This is a genomic window from Pseudomonas sp. GD03875, assembly GCF_029840585.1.
GTDB lineage: Bacteria > Pseudomonadota > Gammaproteobacteria > Pseudomonadales > Pseudomonadaceae > Aquipseudomonas > Aquipseudomonas paralcaligenes.
Genome location: NZ_JAOCCV010000008.1, coordinates 158,302 through 185,000, shown reverse-complemented (window position 1 = coordinate 185,000; position 26,699 = coordinate 158,302). Strand labels below are relative to the sequence as shown.

The following is a 26,699-nucleotide window of genomic DNA, read 5'->3' as shown; positions in this document are numbered from 1 at the left end:
GACTATCGCCAGCCTTCTGTGAGCCGGTCGGATTGCATGGGCATCCTAGCCCATCTCGAATAACGCCATCGCCTCCACATGTGCCGTCTGCGGGAACATGTCGAGAATCCCGGCCCGTTTCAGCCGGAAGCCCTGCCTGACCAGTTCGGCGGTGTCGCGCGCCAGGGTCGCAGGGTTGCACGAAACATATACCAGACGCCGCGCGCCCAGTTCGCCGATCTGCCTGACGACCTCGAAGGCCCCGTCGCGCGGCGGGTCCAGCAGTATGGCGTCGAAGCCCTGGGAGGCCCAGGGGGCACCGGCCAGCGGGTTCGACAGGTCGGCCCGGAAAAAGTGCAGATTGCCCAGGCCGTTCGCCGCGGCGTTGTCCCGCGCCCGCTCGACCATCGCCTCCACGCCCTCCACCGCGACCACCTCGCGCACGCGCTGGGCCAGCGGCAGGGCGAAGTTGCCCAGGCCGCAGAACAGGTCCAGCACCCGCTCGCCAGTCTGCGGCGCCAGCCAGTCCAGCGCCTGTTCGACCATCGCCTGATTGACCACGCCGTTGACCTGGACGAAATCCCCCGGCCGGTACTGCAGCTCCAGGTTCCAGGGTTCAAGGCGATAGCCCAGCGCCTGGCCAGACCGCTGGTCGGCCTCGGGTTCGCCCTCGCCGTGCAGCCACAGCTGGGCGTCGTGCGCGGCGCAGAAGTCGCGCAGGCGGCCCAGGTCGGCCTCGCCCAGCGGAGCCGTATGGCGCAGCAGCAGGGCCGAGCGGGTACCGTGGAACAGCTCGACGTGGCCGAGGGCCTGGGGCTTGTCCAGGCCGCGCAGCAGCGCGGGCAACGCCCGCATGATCGGCTGCAAGGGCTGTACCAGCACCGGGCAGTCGTCGATGGCGACGATGTCCTGGCTAGCCGCCGCGCGGAAGCCGACGTCCAGGCGCCGGGCCTTGGCGTCCCAGCGCACGGCGATGCGGGCGCGGCGCCGGTAGGCGAATTCGGGGCCGGTCAAAGGCGCCACCCACTCGTCCGGCGTCACGCCGGCGAGGCGCTGCAGCTGCTCGGCCAGGCTGCTCTGCTTGAGGGCGAGCTGTTCGGCATGGGGCAGGTGCTGCAGGGTGCAGCCGCCGCAGCGGCCGGCGTGGTCGCAGGGCGGCTCGCGGCGCAGCTCCACGGCGTGCAGCACGCGCTCGGTGCGCGCCTCCACCACCTGGCTGCGGGCGCCCAGCACGCGCGCCTCGACTTCCTCGCCCGGCAGCGCGCCCGCGACGAACCAGCTGCGCCCTTCGACGAAGGCGATGCCGCGCCCGTCGTTGGCCAGCCGCTCGATGGTCAGCTTCTGCTTCTTGCCCACCGGCACCTGCGCCTTCCGCTCGCCACCGGCGGGCTGGAAGCGCAGCGATCTGTGCTTGGCCATGGCTACTGGTTGAACAGCCCGGAGGACAGGTAGCGGTCGCCCCGGTCGCAGATGATCGCCACCATCACCGCGTTCTGCGTTTCCCGGGCCAGGCGCAGCATGGCCGCCACCGCGCCGCCGGAAGACACGCCGCAGAAGATGCCTTCCTCGCGCGCCATGCGCCGCATCATCTCCTCGGCCTCGGCCTGGGTGATGTCCAGCACCCGGTCGACCCGGCTGGCGTCGTAGATGCTCGGCAGGTATTCCTCGGGCCAGCGGCGGATGCCGGGGATGGCCGAGCCGTCCTGGGGCTGCAGGCCGATGATCTCGATGGCCGGGTTCTGCTCCTTGAGGTAGCGGGAGGTGCCCATGATGGTGCCGGTGGTGCCCATCGAGCTGATGAAGTGGGTGATGCCGCCACCGGTCTGCTGCCAGATTTCCGGGCCGGTGCCACGGTAGTGCGCCTCCGGGTTGTCACCGTTGGCGAACTGGTCGAGCACCTTGCCCTTGCCCTCGGCCTGCATGGCCAGGGCCAGGTCGCGCGCCACCTCCATGTTGTCCACCAGGATCAGCTCGGCGCCGTAGGCGGTCATGGCCGCCTTGCGCTCGTCGGTGGAGTTGTCCGGCATGATCAGGATCATCTGGTAGCCCTTGATCGCCGCCGCCATCGCCAGGGCGATGCCGGTGTTGCCACTGGTAGCCTCGATCAGGATGTCGCCGGGCCTGATGTCGCCGCGCAGCTCGGCGCGGGTGATCATCGACAGCGCCGGGCGGTCCTTCACCGAGCCGGCCGGGTTGTTGCCCTCCAGCTTCACCAGCAGGGTGTTGGAGGTGTCGCCGGGCAGGCGTTGCAGGCGGACCAGGGGCGTGTTGCCGATGCAGTCGGCGATGGTGGGGTACTGCACGGTCATGGCGATGTTCGCGAATCCGGACACGGAAAGGGGCGCCTATGATAGCGGCAAACCCGCCGCCACCATATTGCGGAACGCTAGCGCCCTAGAGCCGATGGCTATAAGACGGGCGCGCCTGCCCGGTGAGCAGTCCGTAGGGCGGGTGCAACCCGCCGGATCGTGCAAGCGGGTTGCCTCTCTTGTAGGAGCGGCCTTGGCCGCGAACTTCAGGCGTTTGGCGCCTGCGTGGCTCCATGCAAGAACTCGCGGCCAAGGCCGCTCCCACGGGGCCGTGTGTCTTCACGCCCCCGAGGCTCTCAGTCCTGCATGGGGCGGCTAGCCCGCCAGCAGCCAGCCGACGCCCCAGGCCAGCGCGCCGGCCGGCACCAGCCAGGCGCTCAGGCGCGGCGCGTAGGGCAGCAGCATGACCAGGGCGAAGCCGGCCAGGGAGATCTGCCCGAACCAGCCCACCGGCCCCATCGCCCAGCCCCAGCTCGCCACGCAGGCGGCGAAGCTCAGCGCCAGCGCCAGCCAGCCGAGCGCCCGCAGCAGCCTGCGCCGCGCGATGCCCGGCACCTTCCCCCAGACCTGCTTGTAGTGGCGCTCCAGCCCCTGGCACAGGGCGACCATGCCGCCATAGGCCAGCAGGGTGCCGCCGAAGAATGCGCTGAGCATCAGACCACCTCCGCGGTACGTGGCGCGCGGCGCGGCGCCTTCTCGGTCGCCGGCCGGCTGACGTGCCAGCAGGTCCAGGCCATCGCCGCGCCGATCGCCACGCTGGTCAGTTCCAGCAGCAGGCGGGTGCCGCCCTCGCCGCCGGTCGCCAGGCCCAGCAGCGGCAGGCCGATGCACAGCGCGGCACCCAGCCCCAGTTGCTCGCGCCAGGCCGCCATGTACGGACGCAGGCAGGCATGGACGAGGGTGAGCAGCCAGATGCCGAAGAACGCCTGCACCTCCCAGCCCGCGCGCTCGGCCAGCTCGACCGGCAGCAGGCGGTTGGCCCAGAGCATGCCCACGCAGGCGATGCCCAGGCCCGCCACCACGGCGACGTTCAGGCGCTCGGCCGCCGCGTATACCCGTGCGGCGATGGCGCCTTCGGCGTCGGGCCGGCGGCGGCGCTTGACGGTGAACAGCACCAGCCCGGTGGCGATCATGCCGCTGCTGACCAGCCCGCAGATGAAGTAGAGCCAACGCATCGGGTAGCCGCCGAACTGGGCGAAGTGCAGGCCCGCCATCACCCGCTGGGTGAGCTGCACCGGGCGGCTCTCGTTGGGCTGGCGCAGCACCTTGCCGGTCACCCCGTCGAACTGCATGCTCTGGCCCTTGGTCAGCTCGATGCGGTTGCCCAGCACCGGACGCGCCTCGATGCGCGCGTCGGCGCGCCCCGGATTGCGGATCGACAACCCGGCCACCGGTCCCATGGCCCGCTCGGCCTCGGCCAGCAGCGGTCCCAGGTCGGTCAGCGGCACCCGCTCGATAGCGACGGCACGCTCGCCACGTCCTTCGCCACCGCGTCCCTGTCCCTGCGGCCCGCGCGCCTCGCGCTGCTCGCCACCCTGCGGACCACGACCGAAGGCCGCCTGTATATCGCCGTCGAACAGCGCATCCACCGCCGCCGGCATGTAGATGAGGTAGAAGATCACCAGGCCGGTGTAGGTGATCATCAGGTGGAACGGCAGCAGCAGCACGCCGCTGGCGTTGTGCGCATCCAGCCAGGAACGCTGCCCCTTGGCCGGGCGGAAGGTGAAGAACTCCTTGAAGAACTTCTTGTGGATGACGATGCCGCTGACCAGCGCCACCAGCATCGCCGCCGCGGCCAGGCCGACCAGCCAGATGCCCAGGGTGCGCGGCATGTTGAGGGTGAAGTGGAAGCGGAAGAAGAAGCCGCCGCCCGCCGTCTCGCGCACGTCGATGCGCTCTCCCGTTTGCGGGTCGAGCGACTCGCCGCCGCCCCGGCGCTGTTCGCCGGCGGAGACGCCGAGGCCCGGCGAACGCTCGGTGGGCAGGCCGATGTTCCAGGCCTCGGCATCCGGGTGCTTGGCCTGCAGGTAGGCCAGGGCACGCTGCGCGGCCTCCAGCTGGTCGACGTCATGGGCCGGGATTTCGGGGCGCATCCACTCGTCGATCTCCTTGTCGAACACGGCCAGCGTGCCGGTGAGGAAGATGGCGAACAGCAGCCAGCCGAAGATCAGGCCACCCCAGGTGTGCAGCCAGGACAGGGATTGGGTGATGGTCTGCGGCTTCTTCATGCCAGCGCCCTCATCAGTTGTGGCCAGAAGCCGATCACCGCCAGCGGCACCGCCAGCGCCACGCCATACCAGGCCTGGGTCGCGTTGCGGCAGCAGAAGGACCAGAGGATCGCCAGCGGGTAGATGACGAAGGCCGGCAGGGTCGCGACGATCAGCGCGTCGTTCGGCGTCAGCGGCAGCAGCCGGGCCAGCGCCGCGGTGAAGGCATAGGTGAAGGCGTAGCCGCCGAGCACGGCGGCCAGGGTTCGGGACAGCACCGGCAGCCAGGGCGTCGCCTGCCGCTCGATCTTGCTCTTGCTCATCGACTGGTTTCCTCGATCGAGGTCATCTCATCGTCCGCGCCCGCGGCCAGGCGCAGGGCCGGCAGCAGCGAGGCCTTCAGCATCGGGCCATGGCCGAGGCCGGGGAATTCGCGATAGCCGACCGTCAGCCCGGGCGCGGCAGACATCCGCCGCGCCATCTGCGCCGCGGCATCCGGCGGCACCGAGGCGACCGCCGCCCGGCGCGCCTTGGCCACCGCGTCGTCGGCAGCCGGCGCGGGGCGGGGCTCGCCACCGACACCACGAAGGATCAGCAGGCGCAGACCGGCTCCGCTCGCGGCGCGACGTTTCTCTTCTTCCAACAGAAAGCCCTGCTGCCACCACAGCGACGGCTCGGCGGCGATGTAGGTCTGGAACAGTCCGGGCCGGGTGAAAAAGGTGTGCATAACGAACAGGCCGCCGTAGGAGTGCCCCCAGATCGACTGGCGGCTCGTGTCGATCGCTGCCCGCGCCTCGACCTGCGGGCGGATGCGCTGCTCCAGCAGATCGAGGAAATGATCCGCGCCGCCACCCTCGCGATTGCGCGCCAGGTCGTCGATCACCGGCTCGCCGCCCGGCAGCGGTGGCGTGTAGTCGTAGGCCCGCGACACCACGTCGAAGCGCCGGCCGCTGTCGTAGCCGACATGCACCATCACCGGCGGGTCGAGCGCATCCAGCTCACGCAGCCAGTCCTCCTGCAGGGCCTCCAGGCTGGCATTGCCGTCGAGCAGGTAGATGACCGGATGGCCGGCCGCGGGCGCCTCGCGCTTCGGCAACGCCAGCCAGACCCGGTAGGCGCGCCGGCCATCGTCGGAAACCACCCGCAGGGACTCGAAACGGTAATAGGCCGAACCGCTCTCGGCCAGGCCGAGCCCGGCCGCCGCGTCGAAGTCGGGTCGCGCCGATACGGACGGAGCGGCCAGCAACAGGGCCAGCAGGGAGCAATACAGTAGTCGTCGCATGGACAGGTACTCCAAAAGCACAAAGGCCACTGCCCGGCGAGCCGGGCAGTGGCTTGCTACACCCGCGATCAGAACGAAGTGGTTACCGAGGCGTAGAAGGCCCGGCCCGGTTCGTTGTAGGTCGCCGCGCCCTGGGCGGTGCCCGAGTCTTCGCGGTACAGGCGCTTGTCCAGCAGGTTGCTGACCCCCAGGTTCACCCGCAGGTTGCGGTTGAACTCGTAGTCGGCGCTCAGGCCGTACAGCTCGTAGGAGCCGCGCGTCTTCAGCGCTTCGCCGGTCTGCTCGGTGTTGCTGGCCATGTTCATGGTCCTGGGCTCCTGCTCGCCGTAGAAGGTGGCGGTCAGCATCAGCGACAGCTTGTCGTTGACGGCGTAGTCCAGGGTCGAGTTGATGGTGTACTCGGGGATCACCGACAGCGGCTGTCCGGTGGACTCGCTGTGGTTCCTCTGCATGTAGGTGAAGTTGTTGCTCAGCTTGAGCACGTCGCCATGCTCGCCCAGCAGCGGGATGTCCAGGTTGCCTTCCCAGCCACGGACGACTGCCTTGCCGGAGTTGACCCACTGGAAGGCCCGGTAGCCGTTGACCACCGGCGGGATGTCCTGGTCGCCCATGTCGGCGATGATCTTGTTCTTGTAGTCGTTGTGGAAGTAGGTCAGGCCAGCCGACCATCCCTCATGCACCCAGGCCAGGCCCAGTTCCTTGTTGATGCTGGTTTCCGGGTCCAGGTTGGCGTTGCCGAAGATGTTGCACGGCCCGCTGATGCGGCTGCCATCCACCACCGGGCAACCATTGCCGCGGGTGGTGTACATGTAGTTGGGGTTGGACTGGTACAGGTTGGGCGCCTTGAACGCCCGCGCCACGCCGCCCTTGAGGGTCAGCTCGTCGGTCAGCTTGTAGGAGGCGTTGAGGCTGGGGCTCCAGTTGACGCCGAACTTGTCGTGGTCGTCCACCCGCACGCCGGGAGTGAGGATCAGGTTCTGGCCGATCTCGATGTTGTCTTCGACGAACAGTGCACGGGTGTCGGTGCTGCTGACCGGGGACGCATCGCCGCTGATGTTGGCGCCGCTGCGGGTCGAGTAGGAGTCGTTCAGGCGCTGGTCGCGGTATTCGCCGCCGACGGTCAGCACCTGGTAGAAGCCACCCAGGGTCATCGGCAGGTTGTACTCGCCGCTGGCGATGTAGCTGTCCAGCTGCGAGGTGGAACGGCTTGCGCCGCTGCCGATCGAGCCTTCGCCACCACCGGCCAGGCCCTCGTTGAGGCGCGAGTTGGTGGTGCCCTCGTAGGACAGGGTCATGCGCGAGCTGGCGCCGTTCTCGTAGTTGCCCCGGTGCGTGATGGCGCCGGTGCGGCGGTACATGGTGTTGGTTTCGGCGCCGTCGGCGGCCAGTTCGGCCATGGCCTCGCCACTGCTGGTGAACAGGCGGTCGCCAGCGTAGATGTTGCCCTGGCGGCTGAAGCCGCCTTCCAGCTCGACCACATGCTCGTCGTTCAGGTCCCAGCGCAGCAGGCCGTTGATGTCCTTGTTGCGCACGCCCTCGCGGCCGGCCGGCGGAATGGCGGTGGTGGTGGCGTCGATGCCCGAGGCGCCGGCATTCAGGCTCGGCTCGTCGCCATCGGTACGGTTGACGTTGCCGTAGAGGCGGAACGACAGGCTGTCGACCAGCGGGCCGGCCAGGTTGAAGCCGATACGGCGGGTATCGCCCTCCTCGCTGTGCTCCGGCACGTTGACGTAGGCGGTCATCGAGCCGGTCAGTTTCTCGGTCGGCGCCTTGGTGATGATGTTCACCACGCCGCCGGCGGCACCGGAGCCGTAGCGGGCCGCGGCCGGACCACGCAGCACTTCGATGCGCTCCACTGCCTCGGCCGGTACCCAGTTGCTGTCGCCACGGGTGTTGCGCTCGCCGCTGCGGCCCATGCGCACCGAGTCACGCGAGCTGACCGGCTTGCCGTCGATGAGGATCAGGGTGTTTTCCGGGCCCATGCCGCGCAGGTCGATCTGGCGGTTGTTGCCATAGGCGCCCGACGAGCTGTTGCCGGTCAGGTTGACGCCGGGCATGCGGCGGATGATGTCCGACAGGTCGTTCACCGGCGGACGCTTCTTCAGGTCCTCCTCGGTGATCACCGATACACCCGGGGCCTGCTTCAGCTCCTGCTCGGCGGTGCCCAGCACACGGGTTTCGCCCAGTTGCAGGGCCTCGTCGCCGGCGGCCGCGGCGGCGGCTTCCCCGGTGCTGAGTTCGAGGGTTTCGGCCAGCAGCGTGGCCGGCATGGAAGCCGCCAGCAGGGCGAGGGTCAGGTAGCTGAGCTTGAATCGGGATTGCATCGCATCTCTCCTTAAGCGTGAAAATTGGCAACTTTTCTAAGGGCGAGCGCGAAGTGATGTTTCGCCCTCCGGTCTGCGCCGGGCGGGCAAATGATAGTAATTCCTAATTGTTAATAAAGAGCATTTACAAACTATACACTTTGCAGACGCAGATTCAGGCGCAGCCCCTCGCGGCCGTTGTCCGCCCACACCTCGCCGCCCTGCATGCGCACCGCGCCCCGGGCGATGGCCAGGCCCAGGCCGAAGCCGTCGCCACCCGGTCGGGAGGCGTTCAACCGGGTGAAAGGGCGGAAGATCTCTTCCAGCTGGTTCGGCGCCACGCCGCCACCCTGGTCCTCGATGTACAGGCGCCAGAAGTCCCCTTCCCGCACGCCGCCGAAGCGGATCACACCGCCCTCGGGCGAATGGCGGATGGCATTGCGCAGGATGTTCTCCAGCGCCTGCGCCAGGCCGTTGAGGTGGCCGCGCACCCGGCAGGGCTCGGGCAGCTCGCAGATCAACCGCTCGGCCGCCCAGCCACTCTCAAAGCAGGCGTTCTCGCCGAGCACGTTCCACAGGGCGCGCACGTCCACGTCCTCGAGCGCCAGCCGTGGCCGCTCGGTGTCCAGCCAGACCAGCTCCAGCGTGTCGTCGACCAGCCGCTGCATGCACTCGACCTCGCGCTCCAGCCGCTCGCGTAGCATGTCCAGATCGCCGGCGCACTCGCCGGCCACGCGCAGGCGCGCCAGCGGCGTGCGCAGCTCGTGGGACAGGTCGCGCAGCAGCTGGCGCTGGTAGCCCACCGTGTGCTCCAGGCGCTCCGCCATGTGGTCGAAGGCCCGTCCCAGCTCGCCAAGCTCGTCGCGCCGCCCCGCCACCGAGGTGCCGGAGCGTGCCGTCAGGTCGCCCAGGCTGAGGGCGTTGGCCTGGCGCTGCAGGGTCACCAGCGGGAAGATCAGCAGACGGTAGAGCATCACCCCGAGCAGGATCGCCAGGCAGGCCGGCAGCACCCGTTGCAGCAGCACCAGCCACAGCTCGCGGTGCTTGCGCGGGTCGAGCCGCCGGGGCAGCTCCATCACCAGGCTGGAGGCCTGGTCGCTGAACGGGATGTAGACGGTCGGCCAGCCCGTGGGACGGCCCATGGACCAGTCGAGCTGGCGCATGAAGTTCAGCCGCTGGCGTTCCTCCTCCTGCAACGGCTCCGACGACAGGGAATGACGCTCGTCGTCCACCACCACCGCCCAGATCCGCTCGCGCCCGCGCAGCTCGCGCAGGAACTGGTCGACCCCGGCCGTGCCGCGCTCCGTCCAGGCCACCTCGGCCTGGCGCGCGTAGTCCCGCAGCACGGCCCGGGTCGGTTCCGGCAGGCGCGAAGTCATGTCGTTGATCCGCTGCTCCAGGTCGGCCAGCAGGCTGAGCAGCATCAGGCAGAACAGTGCGAGTACCCCGGCGAGCTTCCAGAGCAGCGAATGCCGGGAGAACACCTCAGCCTTCCTCGCCGCTGAACAGATAGCCCCGGCCCCAGACCGTCTCCAGGCGGCCAGCCAGATAGCCGATGCTCTGCAGCTTGCGACGGATATGGCTCACGTGCATGTCCAGCACCCGGTCGTGGGCCGAGTACGGGCGGTGCAGCACCTGCTGGTAGAGGAAGGCCTTGCTCTGTACCTCGCCGGGATGACGGGCGAGCAGTTCCAGCAGGCGGAACTCGGTGGTGGTCAGCTGCGCCCAGCTCCCTTCGTGACAGACATCGCTGCGCTGCTCGTCGAAGCGCAGCGCGCCGGGCGCAGCGGGCTCGTGCTGGCGGCGCTCGTAGGCCACCCGGCGCAGGATGGCGGCGATGCGCACCTCCAGCTCGGCCATGGCGAACGGCTTGGGCAGATAATCGTCGGCGCCCTGACTGAAACCGGCGATGCGGTCCTGCTCGGCGCCCAGGGCCGACATCAGGATCACCGGCACGCCCCTCTTCTGGCGCAGTTCGGCCAGGGCATCCAGGCCGTTGCGGCCGGGCAGCAGGATATCCATCAGCACCAGATCGAAGGTTTCGGAACAGGCCAGCGCCAGGCCGGCTTCTCCGTCACCCTGCAGGGTCACCCTGAAACCACGTCGTCCCAGATGCTCCTGCAGGTGCGAGGCCAGCACCGGATCGTCCTCGATGGCGAGAATGCGGGCGGAAGTGGCAGGCATGCGGAACACTCTCAAATGAGAATAAATATCGACATTCTGCCAAAAACCCATGCAGATTCCCACCCGCCGAGTCGCTAAACTGCCTCGTGAACTTCCCATTCCACTGGAGAACGTCGTGCTCAAGGACCTCGGCATCAAGGGTCGCGTGCTGCTGCTCACCCTGCTGCCCACCAGCCTGCTGGCACTGGTGCTGGGCGGCTACTTCACCTGGATGCAGCTGGCCGACCTGCGCAACCAGTTGCTGCAGCGCGGCGAGCTGGTGGTGCAGCACCTGGCGCCGCTGGCCGCACCAGCGCTGGCCGGTAGCGACGGGAAGCAGCTGAAGCGGCTGGCCGAGGAGGCGCTGAACCAGCAGGACGTGCGCGCCGTCGGCTTCCTCTCGGCGGACCGGCAGCGCCTGGCCCATGCGGGACCGGAAATGCTCAACCCGGCACCGCAGACCACCGTGGAACCCATGGCCACCAGCAGCGGCGAGGACGCCACCCGCTTCCTGATGCCGGTGTTCGGCCGCCACCAGCGCTCCGCGCCGACCTCCGAGCCGGCCAGCACCGACCGCCTGCTGGGCTGGGTCGAACTGGAACTGTCGCACCATCGCACGCTGCTACAGGGTTACCGCAGCCTGTTCGCCAGCCTGCTGCTGATCGCCGCCGGGCTGGCGGTCACCGCCCTGCTCGCCCTGCGCATGAGCAGGACCATCAACGACCCGCTGCGGATCATCAAGCTGGGCGTCGACCGACTCAGGAAAGGGCAGCTGGAAACCCGCCTGCCGCCCCTGGGCAGCCATGAGATGGACGAGCTGGCAGCCGGCATCAACAGCATGGCCGAGGCCCTGCAGAACGCCCAGGAAGAGCTGCAGCACAGCATCGACCAGGCCACCGAGGACGTGCGCCAGAACCTGGAAACCATCGAGATCCAGAACATCGAGCTGGACCTGGCGCGCAAGGAGGCCCTGGAGGCCAGCCGCATCAAGTCCGAGTTCCTGGCCAACATGAGCCACGAGATCCGCACCCCGCTCAACGGCATCCTCGGCTTCACCGGCCTGCTCCAGAAGAGCGACCTCACCCCGCGCCAGCAGGATTACCTGGGCACCATCGGCAAGTCCGCCGAGAGCCTGCTGGGGATCATCAACGAGGTGCTCGACTTCTCCAAGATCGAGGCCGGCAAGCTGGTGCTGGAGAACATCCCCTTCAACCTGCGCGACCTGGTCCAGGACTGCCTGACCATCCTCGCCCCGTCGGCCCACGAGAAGCAGCTCGAACTGGTCAGCCTGATCTACCGCGACACCCCGCTCGCCCTGCAGGGCGATCCGCTGCGCCTGAAACAGGTGCTGACCAACCTGGTGAGCAACGCGATCAAGTTCACCCGCGAGGGCACCATCGCCGTGCGCGCCATGGTCGAGGACGAGAGCGACGAGCGCGCCCAGCTGCGCATCAGCGTGCAGGACACCGGCGTGGGCCTATCCGACGACGACCAGCGCGCGCTGTTCCAGGCCTTCAGCCAGGCCGACAACTCGCTGAGCCGCCAGGCCGGCGGCACCGGACTCGGGCTGGTCATCTCCAAGCGCCTGATCGAGCAGATGGGTGGCGAGATCGGCGTCGACAGCAGCCCGGATGCCGGCTCGGAGTTCTGGATCAGCCTGACCCTGCCGAAGGCCCGCGACGATGCCGACGACCTACCCCGGGCACCGCTGCAGGGCCGCCGCGTAGCCCTGCTGGAAGGCCACGAACTGACCCGCCAGGCCCTGCGCCACCAGCTGGAGGACTGCAACCTGAAGGTGCTGGAGTTCGACAGCCTCGACCGGCTGCTGGCGCAGGTCGCCACGCAGCGCGAGGCCGGCCAGCCGATCGACCTGGCGGTGCTCGGCGTCAACGTGCAGGAGTTTCCGCCGCCGTCGCTCGGCCACCACCTGTGGGAACTCGGCCGCCTCGGTTGCAAGCCCCTGGTGCTCTGCCCCACCACCGAGCAGTCGCTCTACCACGAGGCGCTGCCGGACAGCCACGTGCAGCTGCAGGCCAAGCCCGCCTGCACGCGCAAGCTGCTGCGCGCGCTGAGCGAGCTGGTCAGCCCGCGCCCGCTCAAGGCCGAGGAACCGGCCCCGCTGGCCAGCCGCCCGCCGCGCCTGCTCTGCGTCGACGACAATCCGGCCAACCTGCTGCTGGTGCGGACCCTGCTCGAGGACATGGGTGCCGAAGTGGTCGCCGTGGACAGTGGCCAGGCGGCCGTCGAGGCGGTGCGGGAGCAGGCGCTCGACCTGGTCTTCATGGACGTGCAGATGCCGGGCATGGACGGCCGCCAGGCCACCGAGGCGATCCGCCAGTGGGAGCAGGAACACGAACGCAGCCCGCTGCCGATCATCGCCCTCACCGCCCACGCCCTGGCCAACGAGAAGCGCGCCCTGCTGCAGGGCGGCATGGACGACTACCTGACCAAGCCGATCAACGAGCGGCAACTGGCCCAGGTGGTGCTCAAGTGGACCGGCCTGGCCATGCGCAACCAGCTGCAGCCCGCCACGCCGCCGCCCCCGGCGGCCGGGGAGGCACTGCATGTGCTCGATCCCGAGGAAGGGCTACGCCTGGCCGCCGGCAAGGCCGACCTGGCCAGCGACATGCTGAGCATGCTGCTGGCCGGCCTGCCCGCCGATCGCCAGGCCATTCGCCAGGCGCGCCAGATCGGCGAACGCAATGTGCTGATCGAGCGGGTGCACCGGCTGCATGGCGCCACCCGCTATTGCGGGGTGCCGCAGTTGCGCGCCGCCTGCCAGCGCAGCGAGACCCTGCTCAAGCAGGACGATCCCGCTGCCCAGGCCGCGCTCGACGAGCTGGATGCCGCCATCGTCCGCCTCGCCCAGGCAGCGACGGTCGGCGCCTGAGGGAACGTCCATGCGCATCGTCCTGTTCAGCAGCAAGCCCTACGACCGCGCCAGCTTCGAGGCCATCGACCTGCCCGCCGGCTGGCAGCTGCACTTCCAGGACAGCCTGCTGCGCGCCGACACCGCGGCGCTCGCCGAAGGTTGCGAGGTGGTCTGCGCCTTCATCAACGACGACCTTTCCGCGCCGGTACTGGAGCACCTGGCCGCCGGCGGCACGCGCCTGATCGCGCTGCGCTCGGCCGGCTACAACCACGTCGACCTGCAGGCCGCCGAGCGCCTCGGGCTGACGGTGGTGCGGGTGCCCGCCTACTCACCGCACGCCGTGGCCGAGCACGCGGTAGCGCTGATCCTGGCACTGAACCGGCGCATCCACCGGGCCTTCAATCGCACCCGCGAGGGCGACTTCTCGCTGCACGGGCTGACAGGCTTCGACCTCCACGGCAAGACGGTGGGAGTGGTCGGCGGCGGCCAGATCGGCCTGGCCTTCGCCCGCATCATGGCCGGCTTCGGCTGTCGCCTGCTGATCGCCGACCCCTGCCCCGTCGCCGGCCTAGACGCGCTCCCGGCCCGCCAGGCAGGGCTGGACGAGCTGATTGCCGAGAGCGACGTGATCAGCCTGCACTACCCGCTGACCGAGGCCAGCCACCACCTGATCGATGCCGCCAGGCTGGCGCGCATGAAGCGTGGCGCCATGCTGATCAACACCGGGCGCGGCGCGCTGGTGGATACCCCGGCGCTGATCGAGGCGCTGAAGAGCGGCCAGCTCGGCTATCTGGGCCTGGACGTGTACGAGGAAGAGGCCGAGCTGTTCTTCGAGGACCGGTCCGACCAACCGCTGCAGGATGACGTGCTGGCCCGCCTGCTGACCTTTCCCAACGTCATCGTCACCGCCCACCAGGCCTTCCTCACCCGCGAGGCGCTGGCCGCCATCGCCGCGACCACCCTGGACAACATCGCCGCCTGGGCCGCCGGCGTGCCGGTCAACCGGGTGACACACATGGCGTGATAGCATCACCGGGCTTTCCGGAGGCCCCATGACCACCCACGATTTCCGCTACACCCTGCTCGACCCGCAGCACACCCTGACCGAATGCCGCGCCCTGGCGCCGGGCCGCTATCAGGTGACCGGCAACGGCGGCGCGATCCAGCCCGGCGACACCCTGCTGGTGACCCTCAAGGGCAGCCGGGACCTGTCCATGAGCCTGGCCGTGGAAAAGGTCCGCCACCTGATCAACCCGCCCGGCCAGTGGCTGGCGGTCGCCAGCGGCCCGGTGTTCCGTGAACTGGCGATCCACAACTGGCAGGTGGATTGCGACGGCTGCGGCAAGCGCATCGACCTGGAGTTCGCCGTCGACGCCTCGCTCGGCGCCAAGGCCCAGTCGGCCGCCGCCGAGCAGCGCCTGGCCGAACTCGGCTGGGCCGGTCGCGAAGGGCGGCACTTCTGCCCGGCCTGCGCGGAGAAAACCGCATGAAGCCCACACTGGCTGCCAGCCTGTTCGCCGTGGCCCTGGCCGGCTGCGCCGGCGATCCGGTGCAACTGGAGAGCGACAAGACCTACCGGGTCGAATGGATCGGCGAACGCCCGCTGATCGACCGCAGCCATCTCACCATCACCCTGGGCGAGGATGGCCGCGCCTACGGCAGCGCCGGCTGCAACCACTGGTTCGCCAGCTACACCCGCGACGGCGATGCGCTGTCCTTCGGTCAGCCCGGCGCCACGCGCAAGCTGTGCGCCCCGGCGCTGATGGAGCAGGAGCAACGCTTCCTAGCGGCGCTGGGCGAAGTGAAACGCTGGGATGTCTCCGCCATCGGCCAGCTGCGGCTCTGGCCGAGCGAGGGCCTGGCCATCCGGCTCTGGCCGGAGGAAGGCTAGCGCCACGCAACGCCTTTGGTGCGCACGGCGCACCCTACCGCGGCCTGGACACGTAGGGTGCGCCGTGCGCACCGGATGCCGAGCGGGCAACGGCTAGCGGTCGACGTGGCCCAGGTCGCGGCCCGGCTCGATCAGGTCGCGCAGGCGCTGCTTGAGCACCTTGGCCTCGGGAAAGCCGCCGTCAGCCTTGCGCTCCCATAGCTGGACGCCGCCGCAGGTGATCAGAAAGATCCCACCGGTACCCGGCTTCAGGGCGACCATCCCCAGTTCGTCGGAAAAGGTCGACAGCAGCTCCTGCGCCAGCCACGCCGCCCGCAGCATCCACTGGCACTGGGTGCAGTAGGTGATGGTCACCTCGGGCTTGGCGGACATGGCGGCATTCCTCTCACGGATCGGACGTTGATGATACGCGGGGCGGCCATCAGCGCAGCAGCTTGGTCTCCAGCACCGCCGAGCCGCGGCCCATCACGTTCTCGCTGATCTCGATGAAATCCTTGGTACTGGCCTTGTCCAGGCGCATCAGGCCGCGGGTGACATCGTCCAGCGAGCGCTGGTTGTCGGTGGCCTTGCGAATCTCGCGATCCAGCTCCTGCAGCAACAGCACCGCGCGGGCGGTGACCGGGCCGGTGGAGCTTTCGGTGCGCAGGCTGTCGACCTTCTTGCTCCAGTTCACCAGTTTCTTGCGAATGGCCTGGTAGCGGTCCTCGCTCATGCCGCCGGCACGGCGCATCAGCTCGATCGCGTAGTACTCGGCCAGGCCCTCGCTGATCCAGTCGCTGCGGTCGGTGTCGCGGATGCGGCTGAACACGTGGACCAGTTCATGCACCAGCGAACTGGTGCCGTTCTCGCTGACCAGCGGGCGATCGGCGTGGAAGAACACCGAGTTGGGTGCCGACAGGCCGCCGCGCCACATGGGGTCGCCGGCGCCGACGATCAGCAGCTTGGCCGGGTCGCGGGGAAACACCGCCTGGGCCTCGGGCCAGATGAAGGTCAGCAGGGTGATGATGTCCATCCGGCGCATGCCCTCGCCCACCGGCGCGGCCACCGTGACATCGGTATCGCCCAGCTGGGCCCGGCGGCTGCCGAGCTTGCCGGCCAGTACCCAGCCGGTGGGACGGTCGAACTGGCGGGACGGGTTGTCGATCCGGAAGCGGTTCTTGCCGACCCGCGACCAGCCCGTCTCGACGCTCTTCCAGCCCTGCGGCAGTTCGAACTGCAGGCGAGCGACCAGCTCGACCTTGTCTTCCTTGTCCATGTGCGCGCTGGGCACCAGGTCGTCGCCGCGCAGCAGGGCCCAGTCCGCGGTCATCCGCGCGTCGAACTTGCCATTGTCGCGCGGATGGTCGATACGCACCTTGTAGGTCAGGCTGCTCTTGCCCTTGGCCGGCTTCCAGACGCCGCGCTCGGCGCCACTCTGCTGCCAGGTTCCGTCGGTCTTGAAGTCGCTGTAGTAGCCCTTGTCACCCAGGTTGAAGTCGAGGCTGCGGATCACCTCGCCCTTCTCCAGGGTCAGGCTGACCTCGGCCTGGTCGCTGCCCGGCAGGAAACGCACGAGATAATCCAGATCGACGCGCTTGGCGGCCCACGACGGGGCACTCAGGCCAAACAAAATAGCGGCGAGCAGCAACGGGCGGGCGGGCATCGATGAGAACTCCATGGGCAACGGTGAATCGGTTGGACCCACGCCGGCCTGGAATCGCTCAACCGGCGCGGAAGATCAGGTGATCCTCCCAGTCCTCTTCCGCCACGCTGTCTTCGGCGAGCATGCGGCCGGACTGGGAAATGCGCTCGTGGTGGACGGCGTCGGGATCGCCGCAGACCAGATGATGCCACAGCGGCAGGTCCTTGCCCTCGCTGACCAGGCGGTAGGCGCAGGTCGGCGGCAGCCAGTGGAACTGGTCGGCCTGAGCGGGCGTGAGCTGGATGCAGTCCGGCACGTGCTGGCGGCGGTTGGCGTAGTCGCTGCAGCGGCAGGTCTGCAGGTCCAGCAGCTTGCAGGCGATGCGCGTGTAGTAGACGCTGCCGTCGTCCTCGTCCTCCAGCTTCTGCAGGCAGCACAGGCCGCAGCCGTCGCACAGCGACTCCCACTCTTCCGGGTCGAGCCGGTCGAGTGTCTTGCGTCTCCAGAAGGGTTCGACTTTGGCAGCCATGGCGGGAGGGGCGACTGAAAAGGAGCGGCAGTCTAGCCCCTGGGACCGGTACAGCCAAGCAGGGATGACTAGCGGTCGTCCCTGCCTGGGCGGGGCATCAGCCCCGGCCGGCAGCGGCGACGATCAGCTGCTTCATCTCCGCCACCGCGCCCTTGAAGCCGACGAACAGGGCATGGGCGACGATGGCATGGCCGATGTTCAGCTCGTGCACGCCGGGGATGTCCGCCACCGGCTCGACGTTGTGGTAGTGCAGGCCATGACCGGCGTTGACGATCAGGCCATGGCCCAGGCCGCAGGCCACGCCGTCGCGGATGCGCGCCAGCTCGCGGGCCGCCTCTTCCGGGGTGTGGGCGTCGGCGTAGCGGCCGGTGTGCAGCTCGATGGCCGGTGCGCCGATGCGCCGGGAAGCCTCGATCTGCCGCTCCTCGGCATCGATGAACAACGACACCTCGCAACCCAACCGGCTCAGGCGCTGCACCGCCGCCTTGATCCGCTCCTCCTGGCCGGCCACGTCCAGACCGCCCTCGGTGGTCAGCTCCTGGCGGGTCTCGGGCACCAGGCAGATGTGCTCGGGGCGGATCTGCTCGGCGAAGTCGAGCATGAAGTCGGTGACGCCCATCTCGAAGTTCATCCGCGTCTGCAGCACCTCCTTGAGCAGGCGCACGTCGCGCTCCTGGATGTGCCGGCGATCCTCGCGCAGGTGCACGGTGATGCCGTCGGCGCCGGCTTCCTCGGCGTCCAGCGCGGCCTTGACCGGGTCCGGGTAGCGGGTGCCGCGAGCCTGGCGCAGGGTGGCGACGTGGTCGATGTTGACCCCGAGGAGGATGCGGTTGGCTTCAGTCACGGGCGGGTTCCTTGAGTGTCATGAAGAGTTCGCGGCTGACCAGCGGTCGGCCGCCCAGGTGAGGGGCCAGGGCCTGGCGCATCAGGCGCTTGGCGGCGGCCAGGGCGCCGGGGGCGGACCAGTCCGCGTCGGCCATGGCCAGCAGATCGGCGCCCTGGAACAGGCCGGGCTGCAGCTGGCCCACCGGCTCCAGGCCGGCGTCCGGCTGCAGGCGGTAGAGGCCGTCGACGGCAATGGGCTGGCCGGCGACGTCGATGTCCAGGGCGAAACCATAGCCCAGCTCGTCCAGCAGGCGCCATTCGAAGGCGCGCAGCAGCGGCTCCAGCGGCGGATCGGCGGCCAGCGCCTGCAGGGTCAGGGCGTAGTGCTCGAACAGGGCGGGATGGGCGTCCTCGGCGGGCAACAGACGCAGCAGCAGCTCGTTGAGGTAGAGGCCACTGTACAGGGTCTGCCCCTGCAGCCACACGGCGAGGCCGGCGGCCTCCAGGCGCGCCACGTTCTTCAGCTCGCCGCGCCCGCGCAGCTCCAACTCCAGTGGGGCGAACGGCCGGGCCAGGCTGCCGGTCTTGCCGCGCGCACCGCGCAGCACCGCACGCAGGCGTCCCCCGGGGGTGAGGAAGTCGACCAGCGCGCTGGTTTCCTTGTAGGGCCGGCTGTGCAGGACGAAGGCCGGAAGCGCGCCGCTGGGCATGGTTCAGACGGCCAGGGGAATGGGCTTAGAAGTCGGTGTAGCCGAGCGACCGCAGCGCGCGCTCGTCGTCGGACCAGCCGCCCTTCACCTTGACCCAGAGGTTGAGCATCACCTTGGAATCGAACATGGTCTCCATGTCCTTGCGCGCGTCCTGGCCGATGCGTTTGATGCGCTCGCCCTTGTCGCCGATGATGATCTTCTTCTGCCCGTCGCGCTCCACCAGGATCAGGCCGTGGATGTGCAGGACGCGACCTTCCTGCTTGAACTCCTCGATCTCCACGGTGATCTGGTACGGCAGCTCGGCGCCGAGCTGGCGCATGATCTTCTCGCGGATCAGCTCAGCGGCGAGGAAGCGGCTGGAACGGTCGGTGATCTGGTCTTCCGGATAGAAATGCTCGGACTCCGGCAGTCGCTCGCCGACCAGCCGCTCCAGGGTGTCCAGGTTCTGCCCGTGCAGCGCGGAGATCGGCACGACCTCGGCCTGCGGCAGCTGGGTGGCCAGCCACTCCAGGTGCGGCAGCAGCTCGCTCTTGTCCTCCAGCCGGTCGGCCTTGTTCACCGCCAGCAGGATCGGGCACTGCACATGCTGGACCTTCTCCAGCACCATCTGGTCCTCGTCGGTCCAGCGGGTGCGGTCGACCACGAACACCACCACGTCGACATCCTTCAAGGCGGTGGAGGCGCTGCGGTTCATGTAGCGGTTGAGCGCCTTGTCGTTGTGCTTGTGCAGACCGGGGGTGTCGACGTACACCGCCTGCACCTCGCCCTCGGTCTTGATCCCGAGCATGTTGTGGCGGGTGGTCTGCGGCTTGCGCGAGGTGATCGCCAGCTTCTGCCCGAGGATGTGGTTGAGCAGGGTCGACTTGCCCACGTTGGGGCGGCCGACGATGGCGACATAGCCACAACGGGTCACGGGTGCGTCAGTCATGGCTGTTCTCCACGCCCAGGGCCACCAGCGCGGCGGCGGCTGCCACCTGCTCGGCGATGCGCCGACTGGCGCCCTGCCCCTGGGTCTTGTCGGTGAGCAGCGCGACCTCGCACTGCACGAAGAAGGTGCGGCAATGCGGCTCGCCCTGGATGTCCACCACTTCGTAGCGCGGCAGCTCGGCGGCGCGGGACTGGAGGAACTCCTGCAGGCGGGTCTTGGGGTCCTTGTTGGTGTCCACCAGGGTCAGGCCATCCAGCTCACCCGCCAGCCAGGCTAGGACCCGTGCGCGGGCCACGTCCATGCCGGCATCCAGGTAGATCGCGCCGATCAGGGCTTCGAGGGCATCGGCGAGGATCGACTCGCGGCGGAAACCGCCGCTCTTCAGCTCGCCCGAGCCCAACCGCAGGTACTCGCCCAACTCGAAACCGCGGGCCAGCACAGCCAGGGTCTCGCCCTTGACCAGACGCGCGCGCAGGCGCGACAGCTGGCCCTCGCGGGCCTGCGGGAAGCGCTCGAACAGCGCCTCGCCGGCCACGAAGTTGAGGATGGCATCGCCGAGGAACTCCAGGCGCTCGTTGTTGCGCCCGGCGAAACTGCGGTGGGTCAGCGCCAGGAGCATCAGCTCCTGGTTCTGGAAGGTGTGGCCGAGCTGACGCTCGAGGCGGGAGAGGGGGACACTCACGGCATGCGTACGCGGAATTCTTTGTCGAAATTGGCAACTAGGTCGAGATTCTGCACCAGCGGCTCACGCTTCTCGTACTTCAGGTGGACCCTGAACTCGTTGTTCTCGACCTTGACCTCCAGGACCTCCTTCAAATTGATATCCTGGATGCCATTGACCTGCACCATCTTACCCACATGGCTGTAGAAGTCGGACACGGAGCGCACATCGGAGGAGCGGTCGTTCTCCACCGACATGATGGCCTTCTCCATCGCCCAGTAGTCCATGTAGTGCGGAAACATCTTGAAGCCGGTACTGGCCAGGAATGCAACCACGGCCAGCACCATCAGCCAGCCCAGCATGGAAAGCCCTTTCTGCGAGCGCGCAAACGTCATGATCGACCCCGATTTATCAGTATTGTTGTGATGACTATATACAAGGAGGCGCCATTCGATTGAACAGCGCCTCGCAATTTCTAGCGGTCAGCGGATCAGGCCGACCCTGGAGAAGTTTGGCAGGTTGCGCGACTTCGGATCGGGCCAGCTCATCCAGACGGCGAACGCCTTGCCGACGATATTCTGGTCGGGAACCATGCCCCACAGCTCCTTCGGAATGGCGTCATCGTTCCAGTAGCGGCTGTCGTTGGAGTCGTCGCGGTTGTCGCCCATCATGAAGTAGTGCCCTTGCGGCACCACCCACTCGTCACCGCCGCGGATATTACGATTCAGCAGTTTGCGGATCATGTGCTCCGCTTCGCCGAGCTTTTCCTGGTACACCAGGGTACGCCCCAGCGACCCAGGCTCCTCGCCGAGGAACTGCTCGGCGACCGACTGGCCGTTCACCAGCAGACGCTTGTCGGTGGTGTAGCTGATGCGGTCGCCCGGCAGGCCGACCACGCGCTTGATGTAGTTGATGCTCGGGTTGCTGGGGTAGCGGAACACCATCACGTCGCCGCGCTGGGGGTCGCCCACGTCGATGATCTTGGTATCGATCACCGGCAGGCGGATGCCGTAGGCGAACTTGTTGACCAGGATGAAATCACCCACTTCTAGCGTGGGCTTCATAGAGCCTGATGGAATCTGGAACGGCTCGAGCAGAAACGAGCGCAGCACCAGGACGATGGCCAGCACCGGGAAGAAGGACTTGCCGTACTCGACCAGCAGAGGTTCCTTGTTCAGGCGCTGCAGCACTTGCTCGTCCGGCGCGGCCACCTGGCCTTCGTAGCTGGCGATGGCGGCCCGCCGGCGTGGCGCCAGCAACAGCAGGTCGAGCAGAGCCAGAGCACCGGATACCGCGACGGCGACCACCAGAAGCAACGGGAAGTTGAACGACATAGGTATTAACTATCCACCTTGAGTACGGCGAGGAAGGCTTCCTGCGGGATTTCCACACTGCCCACCTGTTTCATCCGCTTCTTGCCGGCCTTCTGCTTCTCCAGCAGTTTTTTCTTACGGCTGACATCGCCGCCGTAGCACTTGGCCAACACGTTCTTGCGCAACGCCTTGACCGTGGTCCGGGCGATGATCTGTCCGCCGATGGCTGCCTGAATCGCGACATCGAACATCTGCCGCGGGATCAGTTCCTTCATCTTCTCGGTCAGCACACGGCCCTTCTGGTGGGCACGGTCGCGGTGCACGATCAGCGCCAGGGCATCGACCTTCTCGCCGTTGATCATCACGTCCAGACGCACCAGGTTGGCCGACTGGAAACGATCGAAGCTGTAGTCCAGCGAGGCATAGCCACGGCTAACGGACTTGAGACGGTCGAAGAAATCCAGCACCACCTCATTCATCGGCAGGTCGTAGGAAACCTGAACCTGGCTGCTGAGGAATTGCAGGTCGCGCTGCACGCCACGCTTCTCGATGCACAGGGTAATGACGCTGCCCAGGTGCTCCTGCGGCACCAGGATATTGGCGCGTACGATGGGCTCGCGCATGTCGAGAATGCCCGCCGGGTCTGGCAGCTTGGAAGGGTTGTCGACGCTGAGCACGTCGCCATTCTTCATTTCCACTTCGAAAACCACGGTCGGCGCGGTGGTGATCAGATCCAGGTCGTATTCGCGCTCCAGGCGCTCCTGGATGATCTCCATGTGCAGCATGCCAAGGAAACCGATGCGGAAGCCGAAGCCCAGGGCGTCGGAGCTTTCCGGCTCGTACTGCAGCGCGGCGTCGTTCAGGGTCAGCTTCTGCAGGGCCTCGCGGAAGTCCTCGAAGTCGTCGGAGCTGACCGGGAACAGACCGGCGTAGACCTGCGGCTTGATGCGCTTGAAGCCTGGCAGTACCGCCACGTCCGGCGTGGTGGACAGGGTCAGGGTGTCGCCTACCGGCGCTCCGTGGATATCCTTGATGCCGGCGATGATGAAGCCCACCTCGCCCGCCTTGAGGTCGTCGGTGGCGGTGTGTTTGGGCGTGAAGACTCCGACGCTGTCGACCTGGTGAATCTTGCCGGTCGATTTGACCAGCACCTTGTCACCCTTCTTGATCCGGCCGTGCTTGACCCGCACCAGCGAGACCACGCCCAGGTAATTGTCGAACCAGGAATCGATGATCAGCGCCTGCAGCGGCGCCTCGATCTCGCCTTCCGGCGGCGGGATCACCTTGACCAGATGCTCCAGCACATCGATCACGCCCATGCCGCTCTTGGCACTGCAGGGCACGGCGTCGCTGGCGTCGATGCCGATGATGTGCTCGATCTCGTCCTTGACCCGCTCCGGCTCGGCTTGGGGCAGGTCCATCTTGTTCAGCACCGGCATGACCTCGAGACCCTGCTCGATGGCGGTGTAGCAGTTGGCGACCGACTGTGCCTCCACGCCCTGGCCGGCATCCACCACCAGGATCGCGCCCTCGCACGCCGCCAGGGAACGGCTCACCTCATAGGTGAAATCCACGTGGCCGGGGGTGTCGATGAAGTTCAACTGGTAGGTCCTGCCGTCCTGCGCCGGGTAATGCAGGGTCACGCTGTGCGCCTTGATAGTGATGCCGCGCTCGCGCTCCAGATCCATGGAATCGAGCACCTGAGCCTCCATCTCCCGGTCGGAGAGGCCGCCACAGATCTGGATGAATCGGTCGGCCAGGGTCGACTTGCCATGATCGATGTGGGCGATGATGGAGAAATTGCGGATATGACTCAGGTCACTCACAGATCAGACACTCGAAAAGCCGCAGGCAGGCTGCCCGCCGAAAAATAGCCGGGAATTCTACCTGACCGGCAAGCGCCGCGTCACGCTCATGACGTGGACGGCGGACACAAAAAGGGCGACCCAGGCCGCCCTCGTTGATCACCCAACCTCCCGGCCAGACCTACTCGGCCAGTTTGAAGGTGATAAAGCTGGCCCGGCCCTGGCGCAGGACGCGCATGGAAACCGAGCGGTTGACCGGCAGATCTTTGGCCACCTGGGCGAAGGTCTTGGCCGAATCGATAGCCTGGTTGTTCAGGTGGGTGATCACGTCACCCGAGCGCAGGCCGATCAGCGCAGCCGGGCCGCCCTGCACTTCCTTGATCACCACCCCGCCACGCAGGTCGAAGGCCTTCTTCTGCTCGGCGGTCAGTTCGACGACCGAAACACCCAGGCGGTTGCTGCTACGTTCCGCACCGGCCTGGCCCACCACCGGCATCTCGCCACCCTCTTCAGGGAGAGCCCCGATCTTCAGCTGGATGCGCTTGCGCTCCCCCTCACGCACGACTTCGAGGCTGGCCTCGCTGCCCGGCTTGAGGGCGCCTACCAGATGAGGCAGGTCGGCGGACATGACGATGGGCTGGCCATTGAGACTGAGGATTACATCGCCGACCTGCAGACCACCCTTGGCGGCGGGGCCGTCTTCCAGCACCTGGGCCACCAGGGCACCGGCCGGCTTATCCAGGCCGAAGGATTCGGCCAGGTCCTTGTTCACTTCCTGAATCACCACGCCCAGCCAGCCGCGGCTGACCTTGCCCTCGGACTTGAGCTGGTTGGCCACGTCCATCGCCACGTCGATCGGGATGGCGAAGGACAGGCCCATGAAGCCGCCGGAGCGGGTGAATATCTGCGAGTTGATGCCGACCACCTCGCCATCCAGGTTGAACAGCGGACCGCCCGAGTTGCCGGGATTGATCGCCACGTCGGTCTGGATGAACGGCACGTAGCTCTCGTTCGGCAGGCTGCGGCCCTTGGCCGAAACGATGCCGGCGGTGACGGAGTGATCGAAGCCGAACGGCGAACCGATCGCCAGTACCCACTCGCCGACCTTGAGCGCCTGGGACTTGCCCAGCTTGACGGTCGGCAGCCCCTTGCCTTCCACCTTGAGCAAGGCCACGTCGGTACGCGGGTCAGCACCGATCAGCTTGGCTTCCAGCTCGCTGCGGTCGGACAGGCGCACGATGATCTCGTCCGCATTGGCCACCACGTGGTTGTTGGTCAGTACGTAGCCGTCGTCTGAAATGATGAAGCCGGAGCCCAACGACTGGGCCTCGCGCTGGCGACCGCCCTGCCCCCGCGGCACCTGCGGGATATTTCGCTCGAAGAACTCGCGGAACATGGGCGGCAGGCCCTCGAGATCGGGCACCTGACCCTGGATCGCCACATCACGCTGCGGCAGGTTCTGCCGGGTACTGATGTTCACAACCGCCGGCGAGGCCTGCTCGACCAGCTCGGTGAACTCAGGCAAATCGGCACGTGCCAGGGACATCTGCCCCAACAGCAGCAACGCGCACAGACCGGACAACGAGGATTTCAGACCAAGCATCGACTTCAGCTCCATCCACTCACAAAGACAAGAAAAGGATTGCTGCCACTTATCGCTCAGAATCCTGACGCAAAAGAGCCGACCCGGAACGAAATGCTCGCCTCGGGTCGGCCCGGGAAAAACCGATTCACTGTGCCGAACTCTCGATAGCGGTCGCCGCCTGCATCGACATGGCCACACGCTCGGCGGTGCCCGCCGGGATTTCCCCGACTACCGTCACCATCATGTCGCCGTTGGTGGTACTCATGCGTCGCGAGACCACGGCCGTGGGGCCCAGTTGGCTACGTGCATCCTCCACCATCGACTCGTGCAATGGTTCGAGGAACACCGTGAAACGGGCCAGACCATCGCCATAGAGCAGGCAGGCGAGGGGCTCGGCCGACGCAGGCGTGCTGCACTGCAACGCCTGGCTCAGCTCGAAGCCGGGCGGAACCCAGCCGGCCCGCCAGGATTGGGGCAGTTCGGCCATCTTGATCAGTTTGACGGGCTTGCAGGTGTCGCTGGGGGCGAGCGCCGCATCGGCCATCTCGCCGCCCATTTCCAGGCTGACGAACTGGAAACGCTCCAGCAGCTGCCCCTTCTCGCTGATCAGCAGCGACTTGAGCGGCAGCGCGGTCACGTCATCGAGATGCAGTTCGAATGCATAGCGGTGCTGATCGCGCGGAATCAGGGCCAACACGGTAGCGGGGCGACCCGCAACCCTGGAATGCCCCAGCACACGCAGGTCGTAACGCTGTTCCAGTTGGGAGGCGTCCAATCCACGGGCCGGCCACTGCGCGTCCACCACCTGCTCGGCCAGCGCGCCGCTCATGCATTGCGGCTTGCCGTTGACACGCAACACTTCCTGGGCGGGACCGTCCAGCTGCAACAGCCGCTCGGTCATGCCAGCTTCGCCACCCTTGCGCCAGATGCCATGGGTGGAAAAGCTGCCATTCCGTTCGTAGATGAAGGTGCCTTTGAAACTCTCTCGATCGGACTGTGCCAATCGTTGCAACCAGCTCTCGGCAGCTTGCGCAGGAAGAACCAGGCAGCTGCCGACCAGTGCGATAAGGGAGATGACGCGCATGTACTCTCTCAGCGATTTTCCAGACTGGCAGCCCGAGCATACGGCAGCGCGGAATCGCTACCGGTGGCGGCAGCCTGCTGGGCATGCTGGCGCAGGTAGGCGGGCAAACGCTGCTCATGCCAGCCCGAACCCGCCTGCTCGGTGCTGCGCACCAGCGGCGATGCCGCTTCGGGAGTATAGCCTGCCAGTACAGCCGGCCCCTGCACCTGAGGCAAGGTCAGGCCGGGTTGCGCGCCTTGCTGCTGAGCCAGTTGCGCACCGCCCAGTTCGTCCTGATTGTAGAAACGCACGCCGGCGAGCACGGCCAGGGTCACCGAGGCGGCTACCGCCACGCGACCGACCATGCGCCAGGGAGCGCGGTTCGCCGGCTTGGGCAGCGCCTCGTCGGCCAGCGCGGCAGATACCGCAGCCGCGATATCAAGGCGCGGCTCCAACAGCTCCTTGTGCATCACCGCACGGGCGATCTGGTAACGGGACCAGGTGCCGCGCAGTTCGGCATCGTCGCCGGCAGCCGCCAGCACTCGACGCAACTCCAGTTCGTCCGCTTCGTTATCCATCACCGCGGACAGCGATTCCTGCAGGGCTTCACGACTCATGGTGTTTCCTCTCTTGGCTGTCGCCGCTGTCTCACA

General features: G+C 67.5%; 26 protein-coding genes. 4 read left to right on the top strand and 22 right to left on the bottom strand.

The genetic code is table 11. The features are described 5' to 3' along the window. Nucleotides 1–45: 45 nt before the first annotated feature. The 9 genes from rlmD to N5D30_RS09875 form a co-directional block, all read right to left on the bottom strand. Nucleotides 46–1,398, bottom strand: coding sequence for a 23S rRNA (uracil(1939)-C(5))-methyltransferase RlmD (gene rlmD, locus N5D30_RS09915; RefSeq protein WP_279908815.1), 1,353 nt, complete (start codon nucleotides 1,396–1,398; stop codon nucleotides 46–48). 2 nt (nucleotides 1,399–1,400) lie between these two features. Beyond that, nucleotides 1,401–2,288, bottom strand: a complete 888-nt coding sequence (cysM, locus tag N5D30_RS09910; protein ID WP_279903840.1) for a cysteine synthase CysM — start codon at nucleotides 2,286–2,288, stop codon at nucleotides 1,401–1,403. A 315-nt stretch (nucleotides 2,289–2,603) separates the two neighbouring features. Next, nucleotides 2,604–2,942 carry a DUF3325 domain-containing protein gene (locus tag N5D30_RS09905; protein ID WP_279908814.1) on the bottom strand — a complete coding sequence of 113 codons (339 nt, stop codon included), beginning with the start codon at nucleotides 2,940–2,942 and terminating at the stop codon, nucleotides 2,604–2,606. Next, entirely contained in the window at nucleotides 2,942–4,516 is a 1,575-nt protein-coding gene (locus N5D30_RS09900; protein WP_279908813.1) for a PepSY-associated TM helix domain-containing protein, read from the bottom strand. Before N5D30_RS09900 ends, N5D30_RS09905 begins: the two co-directional genes overlap by 1 nt. Continuing rightward, nucleotides 4,513–4,818 carry an iron transporter gene (locus N5D30_RS09895; RefSeq protein ID WP_279908812.1) on the bottom strand — a complete coding sequence of 102 codons (306 nt, stop codon included), beginning with the start codon at nucleotides 4,816–4,818 and terminating at the stop codon, nucleotides 4,513–4,515. Before N5D30_RS09895 ends, N5D30_RS09900 begins: the two co-directional genes overlap by 4 nt. Continuing rightward, the gene (locus tag N5D30_RS09890) at nucleotides 4,815–5,777 is read right to left on the bottom strand and encodes an alpha/beta hydrolase (protein WP_279908811.1); all 963 of its coding nucleotides are present in this window, start codon (nucleotides 5,775–5,777) and stop codon (nucleotides 4,815–4,817) included. Before N5D30_RS09890 ends, N5D30_RS09895 begins: the two co-directional genes overlap by 4 nt. A 68-nt stretch (nucleotides 5,778–5,845) precedes the next feature. Beyond that, nucleotides 5,846–8,101: a FepA family TonB-dependent siderophore receptor gene (locus N5D30_RS09885; RefSeq protein WP_279908810.1), complete on the bottom strand. Its 2,256-nt coding sequence runs from the start codon at nucleotides 8,099–8,101 to the stop codon at nucleotides 5,846–5,848. Between the two features lie 131 nt (nucleotides 8,102–8,232). Continuing rightward, nucleotides 8,233–9,504 (bottom strand): sensor histidine kinase, encoded by a 1,272-nt coding sequence (locus tag N5D30_RS09880; RefSeq protein ID WP_279908834.1) that lies wholly within the window; start codon nucleotides 9,502–9,504, stop codon nucleotides 8,233–8,235. 61 nt (nucleotides 9,505–9,565) lie between these two features. After that, nucleotides 9,566–10,264: a response regulator transcription factor gene (locus tag N5D30_RS09875; protein ID WP_279908809.1), complete on the bottom strand. Its 699-nt coding sequence runs from the start codon at nucleotides 10,262–10,264 to the stop codon at nucleotides 9,566–9,568. A 115-nt stretch (nucleotides 10,265–10,379) separates the two neighbouring features. Here N5D30_RS09875 and N5D30_RS09870 point away from each other — a divergent pair, with 115 nt between their 5' ends. From N5D30_RS09870 to N5D30_RS09855, 4 genes are read left to right on the top strand one after another with little or no spacing between them, the layout of a single operon-like run. Then, a complete protein-coding gene (locus tag N5D30_RS09870) occupies nucleotides 10,380–13,133 on the top strand; it encodes a response regulator (protein WP_279908808.1) in 2,754 nt (917 codons plus the stop codon). 10 nt (nucleotides 13,134–13,143) lie between these two features. Next, the gene (locus tag N5D30_RS09865; protein WP_279908806.1) at nucleotides 13,144–14,139 is read left to right on the top strand and encodes a 2-hydroxyacid dehydrogenase; all 996 of its coding nucleotides are present in this window, start codon (nucleotides 13,144–13,146) and stop codon (nucleotides 14,137–14,139) included. Between the two features lie 28 nt (nucleotides 14,140–14,167). Continuing rightward, on the top strand, nucleotides 14,168–14,605 hold the full coding sequence (locus tag N5D30_RS09860; protein WP_279908805.1) for a hypothetical protein: 438 nt from the start codon (nucleotides 14,168–14,170) through the stop codon (nucleotides 14,603–14,605). Beyond that, nucleotides 14,602–15,006, top strand: a complete 405-nt coding sequence (locus N5D30_RS09855; protein WP_279908804.1) for an META domain-containing protein — start codon at nucleotides 14,602–14,604, stop codon at nucleotides 15,004–15,006. The genes N5D30_RS09860 and N5D30_RS09855 overlap by 4 nt, the downstream gene beginning before the upstream one ends. Nucleotides 15,007–15,099: 93 nt before the next feature. Here N5D30_RS09855 and N5D30_RS09850 read toward each other — a convergent pair whose 3' ends face one another. The 13 genes from N5D30_RS09850 to N5D30_RS09790 form a co-directional block, all read right to left on the bottom strand. After that, the gene (locus tag N5D30_RS09850) at nucleotides 15,100–15,378 is read right to left on the bottom strand and encodes a SelT/SelW/SelH family protein (RefSeq protein ID WP_279908803.1); all 279 of its coding nucleotides are present in this window, start codon (nucleotides 15,376–15,378) and stop codon (nucleotides 15,100–15,102) included. 49 nt (nucleotides 15,379–15,427) lie between these two features. Beyond that, a complete protein-coding gene (locus N5D30_RS09845; protein ID WP_279908802.1) occupies nucleotides 15,428–16,648 on the bottom strand; it encodes a hypothetical protein in 1,221 nt (406 codons plus the stop codon). Between the two features lie 58 nt (nucleotides 16,649–16,706). After that, nucleotides 16,707–17,156 carry a YcgN family cysteine cluster protein gene (locus N5D30_RS09840; RefSeq protein WP_279908801.1) on the bottom strand — a complete coding sequence of 150 codons (450 nt, stop codon included), beginning with the start codon at nucleotides 17,154–17,156 and terminating at the stop codon, nucleotides 16,707–16,709. A 97-nt stretch (nucleotides 17,157–17,253) separates the two neighbouring features. Further along, nucleotides 17,254–18,000: a pyridoxine 5'-phosphate synthase gene (pdxJ, locus tag N5D30_RS09835; RefSeq protein WP_279908800.1), complete on the bottom strand. Its 747-nt coding sequence runs from the start codon at nucleotides 17,998–18,000 to the stop codon at nucleotides 17,254–17,256. Continuing rightward, nucleotides 17,993–18,691 carry a DNA repair protein RecO gene (gene recO, locus N5D30_RS09830; protein WP_279908799.1) on the bottom strand — a complete coding sequence of 233 codons (699 nt, stop codon included), beginning with the start codon at nucleotides 18,689–18,691 and terminating at the stop codon, nucleotides 17,993–17,995. Before recO ends, pdxJ begins: the two co-directional genes overlap by 8 nt. Nucleotides 18,692–18,716: 25 nt before the next feature. Then, complete coding sequence (gene era, locus N5D30_RS09825) at nucleotides 18,717–19,619, bottom strand: GTPase Era (protein WP_220813046.1); 903 nt, start codon at nucleotides 19,617–19,619, stop codon at nucleotides 18,717–18,719. Continuing rightward, complete coding sequence (gene rnc / locus N5D30_RS09820) at nucleotides 19,612–20,301, bottom strand: ribonuclease III (RefSeq protein WP_279903754.1); 690 nt, start codon at nucleotides 20,299–20,301, stop codon at nucleotides 19,612–19,614. The genes era and rnc overlap by 8 nt, the downstream gene beginning before the upstream one ends. Continuing rightward, the gene (locus N5D30_RS09815; RefSeq protein WP_279908798.1) at nucleotides 20,298–20,675 is read right to left on the bottom strand and encodes a DUF4845 domain-containing protein; all 378 of its coding nucleotides are present in this window, start codon (nucleotides 20,673–20,675) and stop codon (nucleotides 20,298–20,300) included. The genes rnc and N5D30_RS09815 overlap by 4 nt, the downstream gene beginning before the upstream one ends. Nucleotides 20,676–20,762: 87 nt before the next feature. Beyond that, the gene (gene lepB / locus N5D30_RS09810; protein WP_279903756.1) at nucleotides 20,763–21,614 is read right to left on the bottom strand and encodes a signal peptidase I; all 852 of its coding nucleotides are present in this window, start codon (nucleotides 21,612–21,614) and stop codon (nucleotides 20,763–20,765) included. 5 nt (nucleotides 21,615–21,619) lie between these two features. Next, nucleotides 21,620–23,419, bottom strand: a complete 1,800-nt coding sequence (gene lepA, locus N5D30_RS09805) for a translation elongation factor 4 (protein WP_220813050.1) — start codon at nucleotides 23,417–23,419, stop codon at nucleotides 21,620–21,622. A 160-nt stretch (nucleotides 23,420–23,579) separates the two neighbouring features. Continuing rightward, nucleotides 23,580–25,001 carry a DegQ family serine endoprotease gene (locus tag N5D30_RS09800; RefSeq protein WP_279903766.1) on the bottom strand — a complete coding sequence of 474 codons (1,422 nt, stop codon included), beginning with the start codon at nucleotides 24,999–25,001 and terminating at the stop codon, nucleotides 23,580–23,582. Nucleotides 25,002–25,128: 127 nt separating this feature from the next. Then, nucleotides 25,129–26,067: a MucB/RseB C-terminal domain-containing protein gene (locus N5D30_RS09795; protein ID WP_279908797.1), complete on the bottom strand. Its 939-nt coding sequence runs from the start codon at nucleotides 26,065–26,067 to the stop codon at nucleotides 25,129–25,131. Nucleotides 26,068–26,075: 8 nt separating this feature from the next. Then, the gene (locus N5D30_RS09790) at nucleotides 26,076–26,663 is read right to left on the bottom strand and encodes an RseA family anti-sigma factor (protein ID WP_220813053.1); all 588 of its coding nucleotides are present in this window, start codon (nucleotides 26,661–26,663) and stop codon (nucleotides 26,076–26,078) included. Nucleotides 26,664–26,699: the final 36 nt, after the last annotated feature.

Excerpts from the sequence above, each read along its gene's own strand:
- rlmD (WP_279908815.1), bottom strand. The coding sequence starts at position 1,398 with ATGGCCAAGCACAGATCGCTGCGCTTCCAGCCCGCCGGTGGCGAGCGG.
- cysM (WP_279903840.1), bottom strand. The coding sequence starts at position 2,288 with ATGACCGTGCAGTACCCCACCATCGCCGACTGCATCGGCAACACGCCC.
- N5D30_RS09905 (WP_279908814.1), bottom strand. The coding sequence starts at position 2,942 with ATGCTCAGCGCATTCTTCGGCGGCACCCTGCTGGCCTATGGCGGCATG.
- N5D30_RS09900 (WP_279908813.1), bottom strand. The coding sequence starts at position 4,516 with ATGAAGAAGCCGCAGACCATCACCCAATCCCTGTCCTGGCTGCACACC.
- N5D30_RS09895 (WP_279908812.1), bottom strand. The coding sequence starts at position 4,818 with ATGAGCAAGAGCAAGATCGAGCGGCAGGCGACGCCCTGGCTGCCGGTG.
- N5D30_RS09890 (WP_279908811.1), bottom strand. The coding sequence starts at position 5,777 with ATGCGACGACTACTGTATTGCTCCCTGCTGGCCCTGTTGCTGGCCGCT.
- N5D30_RS09885 (WP_279908810.1), bottom strand. The coding sequence starts at position 8,101 with ATGCAATCCCGATTCAAGCTCAGCTACCTGACCCTCGCCCTGCTGGCG.
- N5D30_RS09880 (WP_279908834.1), bottom strand. The coding sequence starts at position 9,504 with ATGCTGCTCAGCCTGCTGGCCGACCTGGAGCAGCGGATCAACGACATG.
- N5D30_RS09875 (WP_279908809.1), bottom strand. The coding sequence starts at position 10,264 with ATGCCTGCCACTTCCGCCCGCATTCTCGCCATCGAGGACGATCCGGTG.
- N5D30_RS09865 (WP_279908806.1), top strand. The coding sequence starts at position 13,144 with ATGCGCATCGTCCTGTTCAGCAGCAAGCCCTACGACCGCGCCAGCTTC.
- N5D30_RS09860 (WP_279908805.1), top strand. The coding sequence starts at position 14,168 with ATGACCACCCACGATTTCCGCTACACCCTGCTCGACCCGCAGCACACC.
- N5D30_RS09855 (WP_279908804.1), top strand. The coding sequence starts at position 14,602 with ATGAAGCCCACACTGGCTGCCAGCCTGTTCGCCGTGGCCCTGGCCGGC.
- N5D30_RS09850 (WP_279908803.1), bottom strand. The coding sequence starts at position 15,378 with ATGTCCGCCAAGCCCGAGGTGACCATCACCTACTGCACCCAGTGCCAG.
- N5D30_RS09845 (WP_279908802.1), bottom strand. The coding sequence starts at position 16,648 with ATGCCCGCCCGCCCGTTGCTGCTCGCCGCTATTTTGTTTGGCCTGAGT.
- N5D30_RS09840 (WP_279908801.1), bottom strand. The coding sequence starts at position 17,156 with ATGGCTGCCAAAGTCGAACCCTTCTGGAGACGCAAGACACTCGACCGG.
- recO (WP_279908799.1), bottom strand. The coding sequence starts at position 18,691 with ATGCCCAGCGGCGCGCTTCCGGCCTTCGTCCTGCACAGCCGGCCCTAC.
- era (WP_220813046.1), bottom strand. The coding sequence starts at position 19,619 with ATGACTGACGCACCCGTGACCCGTTGTGGCTATGTCGCCATCGTCGGC.
- N5D30_RS09815 (WP_279908798.1), bottom strand. The coding sequence starts at position 20,675 with ATGACGTTTGCGCGCTCGCAGAAAGGGCTTTCCATGCTGGGCTGGCTG.
- lepB (WP_279903756.1), bottom strand. The coding sequence starts at position 21,614 with ATGTCGTTCAACTTCCCGTTGCTTCTGGTGGTCGCCGTCGCGGTATCC.
- N5D30_RS09800 (WP_279903766.1), bottom strand. The coding sequence starts at position 25,001 with ATGCTTGGTCTGAAATCCTCGTTGTCCGGTCTGTGCGCGTTGCTGCTG.
- N5D30_RS09795 (WP_279908797.1), bottom strand. The coding sequence starts at position 26,067 with ATGCGCGTCATCTCCCTTATCGCACTGGTCGGCAGCTGCCTGGTTCTT.
- N5D30_RS09790 (WP_220813053.1), bottom strand. The coding sequence starts at position 26,663 with ATGAGTCGTGAAGCCCTGCAGGAATCGCTGTCCGCGGTGATGGATAAC.